The sequence below is a fragment of the Dactylosporangium sp. NPDC000244 genome (assembly GCF_040300725.1).
Lineage (GTDB): Bacteria > Actinomycetota > Actinomycetes > Mycobacteriales > Micromonosporaceae > Dactylosporangium.
This window is the reverse complement of record NZ_JBEPEH010000088.1, coordinates 1-14511: the sequence shown is the minus strand read 5'-3', so window position 1 is coordinate 14511 and position 14511 is coordinate 1. Positions and strand designations below refer to the sequence as shown.

Below are 14511 nucleotides of genomic sequence, written 5' to 3'. Positions count from 1 at the left end.
CGGACCGCGCTGGAGTCCGGGCACCGGACGTTCGTCGAGGTCTCCGCGCATCCGGTGCTCACCATGGCGCTCACGCAGATCGTCGACGACGCGCATGTGCTGGACACTCTGCGCCGCGACGCCGACCAGCCGACCCGGCTGCTCACCAACCTCGCGAAGGCCTGGACGCTCGGCCACCCCGTCGCGTGGAGCCGGGTGCTGGGCCGGACCGCGACCGTGGACCTGCCCACGTACCCCTTCCAGCAGCAACGGTTCTGGCCCAGCACCACCGCACAGCACCACACCGCCTCCGACGGGCTCGGGGCCGTGCGGCTCGCCGACGAGGACGGCCTGGTCGTCACCGAGCGGCTCGGCGTGACCACCCAGCCGTGGCTCGCCGACCACCGCGTCGGCGGCACCGTCATCGTCCCCGGCACCGCACTGCTCGACCTGGTGCTCCGGGCGGGCGAGCAACTCGCCGCGGACCGGGTGGCCGAACTGACCCTCGCCGCGCCCGTCGCCCTCCCGGAGACCGGTGCCGTCCGCGTCCAGGTGCGCGTCGGCGCCCCCGACGAGTCGGGGCTCCGGCCGGTCACCATCCACTCCCAGCCCGACGGCCCCGTCGATGCCTCCCTCGAGGCCCCCTGGACCCGGCACGCCGACGGCCTCGTCGCGCCCGCCGGGCAGACGATCCCGGGCGGCGCGACCGGGGCCTGGCCGCCCGCCGGGGCCGAGCCGATCCCGTTCCAGCCCGCGGAGTGGTACGCGGCGATGGCCGAACGCGGCCTCGACTACGGGCCGGCCTTCCGCGGGCTCGAGCGCGTCTGGCGCCACGGCGACGACCTGCTCGCCGAGGTCGCGCTGCCCGAGCCGGACGCCGGCACCGAACGGTTCGGGCTCCACCCGGCCCTGCTCGACGCCGCCCTGCAGGCCACCGCGTTCGGCGGCTTCTTCGGTGAGGCCGAGGGCCGGGCGTACATGCCGTTCGCCTGGGCCGGCGTCGACCTCTACGCGCAGGGCGCCACCCGGCTGCGGGTGCGCCTCGCCCCGGCCGGCGACGACGCGGTCCGCGTGACCGTCGACGACCAGCACGGCGAGCCCGTCGCCGCCGTGGCCTCGCTCGCGTTCCGGCCCGCCGCCGGGGCCGGGGCGGCCGCGGAGGCGGGCGGTGACTCGATGTACCAGATCGACTGGATCGAAACGTCCGCCACCGAGCACACCGTCGACCGCCGCCCCCTGCCCGAGCTCGTCGCCGCCATCGCGGCCGGCGAACCCGCGCCCGACGCCGTCATCGCCGACATCACCGGGACCGACCCGCTGCGCACCACCGCCGAGACCGCCGCGCTGCTGCAGGCCTGGCTCGCCGAGCCGGCCCTCGACGCCGCCCGGCTGGTCCTGCGCACCAGCGGCGCGATCGCGGTCGACAGCGCGGAGGCGGTGCCGGACCTGGCCGCCGCCCCCGTGTGGGGCCTGGTCCGCTCGGCCCAGTCCGAGCACCCCGGCCGGTTCGTCCTGCTCGACACCGACGGCTCCGCCGAGGACCGCCTGAGCGGGGACGAACCGCAGCTCGCCGTCCGCCGCGGCACGCTCCTCGTCCCGCGGCTCGCCCGGGCCGGGCGCCACGGCACCGTCGTGCTGCCGGAGACCAACGCGCTGCCGTGGCGGCTCGACGTCGGCGAGCAGCACAGCCTCGACAGCCTCGTCGTGCGGCCCGCGCTGGAGGCCGCCGCTCCGCTCGGCCCGACCCAGGTCCGGGTCGAGCTGCGAGCCTCCGGCGTGAACCTGCGCGACGTCGTGCTGACCCTCGGCATGGTGCCCGACCAGCACGTCCTGGGCAACGAAGGTGCCGGGATCGTCGCCGAGGTCGGCGCCGAGGTCACCGGGTTCGCGCCCGGCGACGCGGTGCTGGGCATCTTCTCCGGCTCGTTCGCCTCGACCGCCGTCACCGAGGCCCGGCTCCTCGCGCACAAGCCGGCCGGCTGGTCCTACACCGAGGCCGCCACCGTCCCGGTCGCGTTCCTCACCGCCTACTACGGTCTCGTCGACGTCGCGAACGTGCGGCCGGGCGAGTCCGTGCTCATCCACTCCGCCGCCGGTGGGGTCGGGCTCGCGGCCGTACAACTCGGCAGGCACCTCGGCGCGAACCTCTTCGGCACCGCCAGCCCCGGCAAGTGGCCGGCGCTGCGCACGGCCGGGATCACGCTGGCATCGTCGCGGACCCTGGACTTCGAGGACGCCTTCCGCGAGCAGACCGGCGGCCGCGGCGTCGACGTCGTCCTCAACGGACTGACCGGCGGGTTCGTCGACGCGTCGCTGCGGCTGCTCGCCGAGGGCGGGCGGTTCGTGGAGCTCGGCAAGACCGACAAGCGGCCGCCGGAGGACGTCGAGCGCGAGCATCCGGGGGTGCGGTACCGCGCCTTCGACCTCATCGAGGCCGGCTACGACCGCATCGGCGCGATGCTCACCGAGCTCATGGACCTCTTCGCGCGGGGCGTGCTGCGGCCCCTGCCGGTGCGCGCCTGGGACGTCCGCCAGGCCCCGGAGGCGTTCCGCTTCCTCAGCCAGGCGCGCCAGATCGGCAAGATCGCCGTCACCATCCCGCGCCCGATCGACCCCGACGGCACCATCCTCGTCGCCGGCGGCACCGGCACCCTCGGCGCACTGCTCGCCCGACACCTCGTCCGGCGGCACGGCGCCCGCCGGCTGCTGCTGGCGAGCCGCCGCGGCCTCGACGCCGACGGCGCCGTCGACCTGGCCGCGGAGCTGAAGGCGGCCGGCTGCGAGGTGACCGTGGCCGCCGCCGACCTGACCGCCGCCGACGCCGTGGACGACCTGGTCTCCGGCGTCGACCCCGCCGCCCCGCTGACCGCCGTGATCGTGGCGACCGGCCTCCTCGACGACGCGGTGATCGAGTCCCTGACGCCCGAGCGCATTTCGACGGTACTGCGCGCCAAAGCCGACCCCGCCCGTCACCTGCACCACGCCACGCGCGGGATGGATCTGGCCGCCTTCGTGCTCTTCTCCGCCGCCGCGGGCGTGCTCGGCGGCCCGGGCCAGGGCAACTACGCCGCCGCCAACACCTACCTCGACGCCCTCGCCCACGACCGCCGCGCCCACGGCCACCCGGCGACCTCGCTCGCCTGGGGCCGCTGGGAGCAGGCCAGCGGCATGACCGGGCACCTGGCCGCCGGGGACGTGCGCCGGCTCGTCCGGGCCGGCGTCGACGCCCTGGCCACCGCCGAGGCGCTGGACCTCTTCGACCGCGCGCTGCGCTCCGGCCGGCCGCTGCTCGTGCCGACCCGGCTCGCCGCCAAGCCCGGCTCGGGCCCCGTGCCGCCGCTGCTGTCGGGGCTGTTCCGCCCGGCCCGGCGCACGGTCGCCGCGGGCGGGGCGCAGCAGGCGGCGGACGGGCTGCGGACGCGGCTCGAGGCAATGCCCGACGACCAGCGCGGCCCGGCCGTGCTCGCGCTCGTCTGCTCCCACGTCGCCGTCGTGCTCGGCCACCCCGACCCGGCCGGCATCGACCCCGGCCGCGCCTTCCGGGAGCTCGGCTTCGACTCGCTCACCGCGGTCGAGCTGCGCAACCGGCTCGGCGCCGCGACCGGCCTGCGGCTCGCCGCGACCGTCGTGTTCGACCACCCCACCCCGAACGTCCTCGCCGAGCACCTCCTGGCCCAGCTCGTCACCGCCGCCCCGACCGCGGGGCAGCGGGCCGCGGACCAGCTCGACCGGCTCGAGGCGCTGCTGGCCGGCCTCGACCCGGCGGACGACGGGTTCACCGCCGTCACCGAGCGGCTCGGCGCGCTGCTGTCGCGGCTCACCGACCGCCGCGACCCCGGCGCCGAGGACGACGACGACCTCGACCGGGCCACCGCCGAGAACATCTTCGACCTGATCGACCGCGAACTGGAGACACAATGACCGGCGCCGTCGAGGACGAGAAATACGTCGAGTACCTCAAGCGCACCACCGCGGAGCTGCGCCGCAGCCGGCGACGGGTGCGCGAGCTGGAGGACCGCGACAGCGAGCCGCTGGCGATCGTCGCGATGACGTGCCGGTACCCGGGCGGCGTGGCCGGCCCCGAGGACCTCTGGCGGCTCGTCGCCGACGGCGCCGACGGCATCGCCGAGTTCCCCGGCAACCGCGGCTGGGACCTCGACGCGCTCTTCGACCCCGACCCCGACAAGCCCGGCACGAGCTACGTCCGCGAGGGCGGCTTCCTCTACGGCGCCGGCGACTTCGACGCCGAGTTCTTCGGCATCAGCCCGCGCGAGGCGCTCGCCATGGACCCGCAGCAGCGGCTCCTGCTGGAGACGTCCTGGGAGGCCTTCGAGCGGGCCGGGCTCAGCCCCGCGGCCCTGCGCGGCAGCCGGACCGGCGTCTTCGTGGGCGCGTCGTCGCAGGGGTACGACGGCGTGCTCGCCCAGAGCGAGAGCGCCCAGGGTCACCTGCTCACCGGCAACGCGGCCAGCGTCGTCTCCGGCCGCGTCGCCTACACCCTCGGCCTCGAGGGCCCCGCCGTCACCGTCGACACCGCGTGCTCGTCGTCGACCGTGGCCCTGCACCTGGCCGGGCAGGCCCTGCGGCAGCGGGAGTGCGACCTGGCCCTCGCCGGCGGTGTCACCGTCATGGCGACCCCGCACGTCTTCATCGGCTTCTCCCGCCAGCGCGGCCTCGCCCAGGACGCCCGCTGCAAGGCGTTCGCCGCGGCCGCCGACGGCACCTCGTGGTCGGAGGGCGTCGGCCTGCTGCTGCTCGAACGCCTCTCCGACGCGCAGCGGCTCGGCCACCCGATCCTGGCGGTCGTGCGGGGCAGCGCGGTCAACCAGGACGGCGCCTCGAACGGCCTCACCGCCCCGAACGGCCCCGCCCAGCAGCGGGTCATCCGCCAGGCCCTCGCCAGCGCCGGGCTGACGCCGTCCGACGTGGACGCCGTCGAGGCGCACGGCACCGGCACCGCCCTCGGCGACCCGATCGAGGCGCAGGCCCTCCTGGCCACCTACGGGCAGGACCGTGAGCGCCCGCTGTGGCTCGGCTCGATCAAGTCGAACATCGGGCACACGCAGGCCGCCGCGGGTGTCGCCGGGGTCATCAAGATGGTGATGGCGATGCGCCACGGGGTGCTGCCGAAGACCCTGCACGTGGACGAGCCGACGCCGCACGTCGACTGGACCGCCGGATCGGTGTCCCTGCTCACCGAGGCCCGGCCCTGGCCCGCGACGGACCGCCCGCGCCGGGCCGCCGTGTCGTCCTTCGGCGTCAGCGGCACCAACGCGCACACGATCCTCGAGCAGGCCCCCGAGACCGAAGCCACGGCCCGGCCCGCCCCGCCGACCGGGCCGGTGCCGGTCCTGCTGTCGGCCCGCAGCGCCGCCGCGCTGGAGGCCCTGACCGGGCAGTGGAACCGCTGGGTCGAGGCCCACCCGGAGGCCACCGCCGCGGAGGTCAGCCGCACGTCGATCGCGGCGCGGTCGGTCCTGGAGCACCGGGCCGTCGCGGTCACGGAGCATCCGTCCGACCTCTCCGGCGCCGTGACCGGGATCGCGACACCCGGCCGCCGGGTCGCGGTGCTGTTCTCGGGCCAGGGTGCGCAGCGCGCCGGCATGGGTTCGCAGCTGTACGGCGTGCATCCGGTCTTCACCCGCGTCTACGACGAGGTGCGCGCCCACTTCGGCAACCTGCCGGACGAGCGGATCGACGAAACGGAGATCACGCAGCCGGCGCTGTTCGCGATCGAGGTGGCGCTGTACGAGCAGCTGCGCGCCTGGGGCCTCAAGCCCGAAGTCGTCGGCGGCCACTCGATCGGCGAGCTGGTCGCGGCCTACGTCGCCGGTGTCTGGTCGCTCGAGGACGCCTGCGCGATCGTGTCCGCCCGCGCCCGGCTCATGCAGGCGCTGCCGTCCGGCGGCGCGATGCTCGCGGTGGCGGGCGCGGTCGAGCACCTGCCGGAGGGCGTCGCCGTCGCGGCCGTCAACGGGCCGGACGCGATCGTGCTGTCGGGACCGGCCGAGGCGATCGACGCCCTGCAGACCCCGCACCGCACCCGCAAACTCCGGACCTCCCACGCGTTCCACTCGGCGCTGATGGACCCGATGCTCGCCGAGTTCCGCGCGGTCCTCGACGGCGTCACGTTCCACCCGCCGAAGATCCCGATCGTCTCCAACGTCACCGGCGAGCTGATCGCCGCGTTCGACGCCGAGTACTTCGTGCGGCACGTGCGCGAGACCGTCCGGTTCGCCGACGACGTCACGACGCTGCGGAACCGGGGCATCAACACGTTCCTCGAGGTCGGCCCCGACACGGTGCTCGTACCGCACCTGCCCGCCGGCGACGCCGTGGTGGCCGGGACGCTGCGCCGCGGCCGGGACGAGCGGGAGTCGCTGCTGCGGGCCGTCGCCGAGCTGTTCGTCTCCGGCGTCGACATCGACTGGCCGGCCGTTGCCGGTGCCGCCGACACCGCCGACACGCACCTGGACCTGCCCACCTACCCGTTCCAGCGGACCCGCTACTGGCCCGAGCCCGGCGCGCTGCCGATCCTCGGGGCCGACGCCGAGTTCTGGGCTGCCGTCGAGCGCGAGGACGTCACCGACCTCGTCGAGCGGCTCGGCGCGGGGGAGGGGGTGCGGGGCTCGCTCGACGCGCTCGTGCCGGTGCTGTCCGCGTGGCGGCGCAGCCGGGCCCGGGAGAGCGCCCTCGACGGCTGGTGCCACCGGGTGCAGTGGCAGCCGCTGCCGACGCCCGCCGCGGACGCCCGGCTCACCGGGCGCTGGGTGGTGTTGTCGGCGAGTGGGGGTACCGCCGACATCGCCGGCATCCTGGAGGCCGCCGGCGCCACCGTCTCCACCGCGGGGGACGAACTCGACGGGGCGGCCGGGGTCATCGTCGTCGTGCCCGAGCACGACACCGTGCTCGCCGGGCACCCGGGCGTCTCCGCCGGCGTCGCCCTGCTGCTCGACACCGTCCAGCGCAGCACCGCGCCCGTCTGGTGCGTCACCCGCGGCGCCGTCAGCGTCGGGGCCGGCGAGCGGATCAGCGAGCCGCTGTCCAGCCTCGCCTGGGGGCTCGGCCGGGTCGCGGGCGTCGAGCGGCCGGACCGGTGGGGCGGGCTGATCGACCTGCCGGCCGCCGGGGCGCCCGGCTCCGACCTGGCGCTGCGGCACCTCCCGGCCGTGCTCGCCGGGGCGGCCGAGGACCAGGTCGCGCTGCGCCGCTCCGGCATCCACGGGCGTCGGCTCGTGCGCACCGCGGCACCGGCCAACGCCTGGGCGCCGAAGGGGACCGTGCTCGTCACCGGCGGTACCGGCGCACTGGGCGCACACGTCGCGCGCTGGGCCCTCGAGCACGGCGCGACCCGCGTGGTGCTGCTGTCCCGGCAGGGGCCCGCCGCCCCGGGCGCGGACGAGCTGCGGCGGCTCGGGGCCGTCGACATCGTCGCCGCCGACTGCACCGACCGGGACGCGCTCGCCGCGGTGCTCGACGGCATCGAGGACCTCGACGCGGTCGTGCACACCGCGGGCGTCCTCGACGACGGGGTCCTCGACGGGCTCGACGCGGACCGGATGCAGCGCGTGCTGGCCGTCAAGGTGGAGGCCGTACGTCATCTGCACGACCTGACCGCCGGCCGTGACCTGTCCGCGTTCGTGCTCTTCTCCTCCGTCGCCGGCGTGTGGGGCAGCGCCGGGCAGGGCAACTACGCCGCCGGCAACGCCTACGCCGACGCGTTCGCCGCCTGGCGCCGCGACCGGGGCCTGCCCGGCACCGCCCTGGACTGGGGCGCCTGGGCCGAGGCCGGCATGGCCGCCGACGCCGCCACCGCCGCCCGGCTCGCCCGCGGCGGCCTCAAGCCGCTCCCGCCCGCCGAGGCCGTGCGCGCCCTCGCCCGCGTCAACGGCCCGCACCCGGCCCTCGCCGTCGTCGACGCCGACTGGCCCCGGCTCGCCCGCTCCCTCGCGGCCCAGCGCCCGCAGCCGCTCCTGCACGACCTGCCCGGCGTCCACCCGGAACCGGCCCCGCACATCACCGCCGGCACCGTCCCCGCCGGGCGCTCCCTCGCCCAGCTCACCGACCTCGTCGCCGCCCAGGCCGCCGACGTCCTCGGCTACCCCGAGCGGCACCGGCTGCCCGACCGGCCCTTCAAGGACCTCGGCTTCGACTCGCTGACCGCGCTCGACCTGCGCAACCGGCTCGCCCAGGCGACCGCCCTCGCGCTGTCGTCCACCGTCGTCTTCGACTACCCGACCGTCGCCGAGCTCGCCGGTCACCTGCACCAGCTCTCTGCCGGGACCGCCGCCGGGAGCGCCGCGATCGACCGGCCCGCCGCGGCCGGCACCGCCACCGACGAGCCGATCGCGATCGTGTCCATCGGCTGCCGGCTGCCCGGCGGGGTCGCCTCACCCGAGCAGCTCTGGGACCTCGTCGTCAACGGCGTCGACGCGCTCGGGCCGGTGCCCGCGGACCGGGGCTGGAACGTCGCCAACGACGGTGGCTTCGTCGCCGGCGCGGGCGAGTTCGACGCGGCCTTCTTCGGCATCAGCCCGCGCGAGGCCCTCGCCATGGACCCGCAGCAGCGGCTGCTGCTGGAGACCTGCTGGGAGGCGATCGAGCGGGCCGGCCTCAACCCGGACGCCCTGCGCGGCAGCTCCACCGGCGTCTTCGTCGGCACCAACGGGCAGGACTACGGCTCGCTGCTCATGGCCACCGGCGGCGCCGACGAGAACTTCCTGTCCACCGGCAGCAGCGCCAGCGTCATCTCCGGCCGGGTCGCCTACACCCTGGGCCTGCACGGCCCGGCCGTCACCGTCGACACAGCGTGCTCGTCCTCGCTCGTCGCGCTGCACCTGGCCGCCCAGGCCCTGCGGCAGGGCGAGTGCGACCTGGCCCTCGCCGGCGGCGTCACCGTGATGGCGACCCCGGGCATCTTCATCGGCTTCGCCCGCCAGAACGGCCTCGCCGCCGACGGCCGCTGCAAGGCCTTCGCCGACGCCGCCGACGGCACCGGCTGGGGCGAGGGCGCCGGCGTCCTGGTGCTGCAACGCCTCAGCGACGCCCGCCGCGACGGCAACCCGATCCTCGCCGTCGTGCGGGGCAGCGCCGTCAACCAGGACGGCGCCTCGAACGGTCTGACGGCCCCGAACGGCCCGGCCCAGCAGCGGGTCATCCGCCAGGCCCTCGCCAACGCCGCGCTCACCACCGGCGACATCGACGCCGTCGAGGGCCACGGCACCGGCACCACGCTCGGCGACCCGATCGAGGCCCAGGCGCTGCTGGCGACCTACGGCCAGGACCGCGACCGGCCGCTGTGGCTCGGCTCCATCAAGTCCAACATCGGCCACACCCAGGCCGCCGCGGGCGTCGCCGGGGTCATCAAGATGGTGATGGCGCTGCGCCACGGCGTGCTGCCGCCGACCCTGCACGTCGAGCGCCCGTCCACCCACATCGACTGGACCGCCGGCGCGGTCGAGCTGCTCACCGAGCGCCGCGACTGGCCCGCCGTCGACCGGCCCCGCCGCGCCGCGGTGTCGTCGTTCGGGATCAGCGGCACCAACGTGCACACGATCCTCGAGCAGGCGCCCGACCAGCCGGTGACGCCGAGGCCCGGCGGCGAGGCGACGACGCTGCCGTGGGTCGTCAGCGCCAAGACCGACGAGGCGCTGCGAGCCGCCGCCGCGGCGCTGGCGGACGTGGCCGAGACCGGCGACCCGGCCGACATCGGCACCTCCCTCGTCACCACCCGGGCCACGCACGAGCACCGGGCCGTCACCCTCGGGCGGACCGCCGCCGAGCACGTCGCCGCGCTGCGGGCCGTGGCCGCCGGCGAGCAGACCGCGAACGCCGTGCGCGGCGTGGCCGGCCCGGCCAAGGTCGCCTTCGTCTTCCCCGGCCAGGGCGCGCAGTGGGCCGGCATGGCCGCCGAGCTCCTCGCGACCGCGCCGGTCTTCGCCGAGCGGCTGCACGAGTGCGCCGCCGCCCTCGCCCCGCACATCGACTGGTCCCTGCTCGACGTCATCCACGGCGTCGAGGGCGCCCCGCCGCTGGAGCGGGTCGACGTCGTCCAGCCGGTCCTGTTCTCCGTCGGCGTCTCCCTCGCCGCCCTGTGGCGCTCCTACGGCGTCGAGCCCGCCGCCGTCGTCGGGCACTCCCAGGGCGAGATCGCCGCCGCCTGCGTCGCGGGCGCGCTCGGCCTCGGGGACGCCGCCCGGGTCGTCGCGCTGCGCAGCCGTACCATCCTCGAGCTCGCCGGCCTCGGCGGCATGGTCTCCGTCGCCACCCCGGCCGCCGAGGCGGAGGCGACGATCGCCGGCTGGCCCGGCGAGGTCGCGCTCGCCGCGGTCAACGGCCCCGCGTCGGTCGTCGTCTCCGGCGCCACCGCCGCGCTCGACGAGCTCGTCGCCGCCTACGAGGCCCGCGGCGTCCGGGTCCGCCGCATCGCCGTGGACTACGCGTCGCACTCGGCCCAGGTCGACCGGATCGAGGCCCGGCTCGCCGAGCAGCTGGCCGGGGTCGAGCCGCGCCCGGCCGAGATCCCCTTCTACTCCACCGTCGAGCCCGGCTGGACCGACACGACGACCCTCGACGCCGCCTACTGGTTCCGCAACCTGCGCCGGACCGTCCGCTTCGAGGAGGCCGTCCGCGGCCTGCTCGCCGAGGGCTTCGGCGTGTTCGCCGAGGTGAGCCCGCACCCGGTGCTCACCCTGGCCGTCCAGCAGACCGTCGACGACGTCCGGGAGGCCGACTCCTCGGCCCCGCCCGCCGCGGTGCTCGGCACCCTGCGCCGCGACAACGGTGGCCTCGACCGGTTCCTCACCTCGCTCGCCGAGGCCCACGCCGGCGGGGCCCGCGTCGACTGGCGGCCCGCGTTCGCCGGGCTCCATCCGCGCCGCGTCGACCTGCCGACGTACCCGTTCCAGCGCAAGCTCTACTGGCCGTCCGCGCAGCCCGGCGCCGACGCGGCGGCGAGCCCGGCCGACGACCCGTTCTGGGCCGCCGTCGAGCGCGCCGACGTCGGTGAACTCGTCGCCCAGCTCGGCGAGCACACCCGCTCCTCGCTCGACGTCCTAGTGCCGGCGCTGTCGTCCTGGCGGCGCGAGCAGCGCAGCGGGGCCGAGATCGACTCGTGGCGGTACCGCGACGCCTGGCGCCCGATCCCGCTGCCGTCGGCGAGCACCCTCGACGGCGTCTGGCTGATCCTCACCCCGGCCGGCGTCGCGATGGACACCGCCGCCGAGTGCGTCGACGCCCTGGAGCTCGCCGGCGCCGAGGCAGTGCCGGTGCTGATCCGGCCCGACCAGACCGGCCGCGACGCCCTGGCCGCCCTCGTGTCCGACGCCACCGGCGGCGAGCCGATCGCGGGCATTCTGTCCCTGCTCGCCCTCGACGAGCGCCCGCACGCCGGCCACGCCGCCGTGCCCAGTGGGTTCGCCGCGACCGTCGCCCTCGTCCAGGCCCTCGGCGACGCCGGGCTCCGCGCGCCGCTGTGGTGCGCCACCCGCGGCGCCGTCCGCACCGGCGAGACCGATCTCCTGCCGAACCCGCTGCAGTCGCTCGTCTGGGGCTTCGGCCGGGTCGCGGCGCTGGAGCACCCCGAGCGCTGGGGCGGCCTCGTCGACCTCCCCGAGACCTTCGACGGCCAGACCGGCCGGCGGCTCTGCGCCCTGCTGGCCGGCGGCACCGGCGAGGACCAGACCGCGATCCGCCCCGCCGGCGTGCTCGGCCGCCGGCTCCTGCGCGCCCCGCTCGCCGGCGCCGCCCCGGCCCGGACCTGGCGGCCGACCGGCACCGCGCTCGTCACCGGCGGCACCGGCGCCCTCGGCCGGCACATGGCCCGCTGGCTCGCCCACAACGGGGCCGAGCACCTCGTGCTCGTCAGCCGCCGCGGCCGCGACGCCGTCGACGTCGACGGGCTGGAGGCCGAGCTGACCGCGCTCGGCGCCCGCGTCACCATCGCCGCCTGCGACGCCACCGACCGCGACGCCCTGGCCGCCGTCATCGCCGCCATCCCCGCCGAGCATCCGCTGACCACCGTCGTGCACACCGCCGCGGTGCTGGACGACTCCGTGATCAACTCGCTCACCGTCGACCAGCTCGACCGGGCGCTGGCCGCGAAGGCCATGGCCGCGCTCAACCTGCACGAGCTGACCCGGGACCGGGACCTGTCCGCGTTCATCCTCTTCTCGTCCCTGGCCGGCACCGCCGGGGCCTCGGGGGTCGCCAACTACGCGCCCGGCAACGCCTTCCTCAACGGCCTCGCCCAGCACCGCCGGGCGGCCGGGCTGGCCGCGACCTCGATCGCCTGGGGCGCGTGGGGCGGCGGCGGGATGGCCGCCGGCGAGTTCGGCCGGACCCTCGACCGCCACGGCGCCCCCGAGATGGCCCCCGAGCTGGCCGTGGCCGCCCTCCAACAGGCCCTCGACCACGACGAGGCGTTCCTGACCATCGCGAACATCTCCTGGGAGCGGTACCTCGTCGCCTTCACCGCGACCCGTCCCAGCCCGCTCATCGCCGAGGTCCCCGACGTCCAGCGGCTCCGCGCCGAGACCCCCGCCACCGCCACCGAGACGGCCGACGGCTCCCCGCTCGGCACCCGCCTCGCCGGCCTCGCCGCCGCCGAGCGCCACGCCACCCTGCTCGCCCTGGTCCGGGCCCAGGCCGCCGCCGTGCTCAACTATCCGGCCCCCGACGACGTGGTGCCCGGCCACGCCTTCCGCGACCTCGGCTTCGACTCCGTCACCGCCGTCGACCTGCGCAACCGGCTCGCCACCGCGACCGGGCTGCGGCTGCCCGTCACCCTCGTCTTCGACTACCCGACCCCGACCGCTCTGGCCCGCCACCTCGACGAGGAGCTCGGCGGAGCCACCGCGACCGCGGCCCGGCCCACCGGGGTCTCCGACGGCGCCGAGGAGCCGATCGCGATCGTCGCCATGAGCTGCCGCTTCCCCGGCGGCAGCGACACCCCCGAGGAGTTCTGGCGGATGCTCGCGGCCGGCCGCGACGCCGTCTCCACCCTCCCCACCGACCGCGGCTGGGACATCGACGGCCTCTACGACCCCGACCCGGGCCGCGCCGGCACCTCCTACGTGCGCTCCGGCGCGTTCGTCTACGACGCCGGCGAGTTCGACGCCGGGTTCTTCGGCATCAGCCCCCGCGAGGCCCTCGCCATGGACCCCCAGCAGCGGCTTCTCCTCGAGTCCGCATGGGAGGCGATCGAGCGGGCCGGGGTGGATCCTCAGGGGTTGCGCGGTGCGCCGGTTGGGGTCTTTGTGGGGACCAACGGCCAGGATTACGGGGCTCTGTTGATGGGAGCCGTGGACGACACGGGTGGTTTTGCGGGCACGGGCAATGCAGCGTCGGTGGTGTCCGGGCGGGTGGCGTACGCGTTGGGGTTGGAGGGACCGGCCGTGTCCGTGGACACAGCGTGCTCATCGTCGCTGGTGGCCCTGCACCTCGCGGTGCAGTCCCTGCGACGGGGCGAGTGTGACCTGGCCCTCGCGGGTGGCGTGACCATCATGGCGACGCCCGGCCTGCTCGTGGAGTTCTCCCGCCAGCGCGGCCTGTCGCCCGACGGGCTCTGCCGGGCGTTCGCGGCCTCCGCCGACGGCACCGGCTGGGGCGAGGGCGTCGGCCTCCTCCTTGTCGAGCGCCTCTCCGACGCGCGCCGCCTCGGCCACCACGTCCTCGCGCTCGTCGCCGGCAGCGCGGTCAACCAGGACGGCGCCTCCAACGGACTCACCGCCCCGAACGGGCCGTCGCAGCAGCGGGTCATCCGGCAGGCGCTCGCCGACGCCGGGCTCCTGCCGTCCGATGTGGACGTCATCGAGGCCCACGGCACCGGCACCACGCTGGGCGACCCGATCGAGGCCCAGGCCCTCCTGGCCACGTACGGCCAGGACCGCGACACCCCGGTGCTGCTCGGCTCGGTGAAGTCGAACATCGGCCACACCCAGGCGGCCGCGGGTGTCGCGGGGATCATCAAGATGGTCCTGGCGATGCAGGCGGGTGTCGTACCGGCAACCCTGCACGTCGACGCCCCGACCCCGCACGTCGACTGGACGGCCGGCGCGGTCGAGCTGGCGACGGAGGCCCGGCCGTGGCCGGCGACCGACCGTCCGCGCCGGGCGGGCGTGTCGTCGTTCGGCATCAGCGGCACCAACGCCCACGTCATCCTGGCCATGCCCGAGGAGCCGGCCGCCGAAACGCCGCAGACCGACGGCATCGTGACCGGCGCCGTGATCTGGCCGGTGTCGGGCCGGACCGCGGCCGCGGCACGCGCCCAGGCCGCGCGGCTGGCCCGGTTCGTCCGCGCCAACCCCGGGCTCCCGGCCGACCGGATCGCCTGGTCCCTCGCGTCGACGCGTTCGGCCTTCGAGCACCGGGCGGCCGCGGTGGGCCGGAGCACCGAGGCACTCCTCGCCGGACTGGACGAGCTGAACGTCGCCTCCGGCGACGGCGGGCGGATGGTGTGGGTGTTCCCGGGTCAGGGGAGTCAGTCGGCGGGTATGGCGGCGGGGTTGTTCTCGTCGTGTCCGGTGTTCGCGG

The 14511-nt window shown here is 76.4% G+C and carries 2 protein-coding genes; both read left to right on the top strand.

What is annotated here, in order from left to right:
* Window positions 1-3900: SDR family NAD(P)-dependent oxidoreductase (locus tag ABT369_RS56960; RefSeq protein ID WP_350626987.1), on the top strand; the 3900-nt coding region annotated here is incomplete at its 5' end.
* Window positions 3897-14511 (top strand): type I polyketide synthase (locus ABT369_RS56955; protein WP_350626985.1); only part of this gene is annotated, 10615 nt, incomplete at its 3' end. The genes ABT369_RS56960 and ABT369_RS56955, both read left to right, overlap by 4 nt.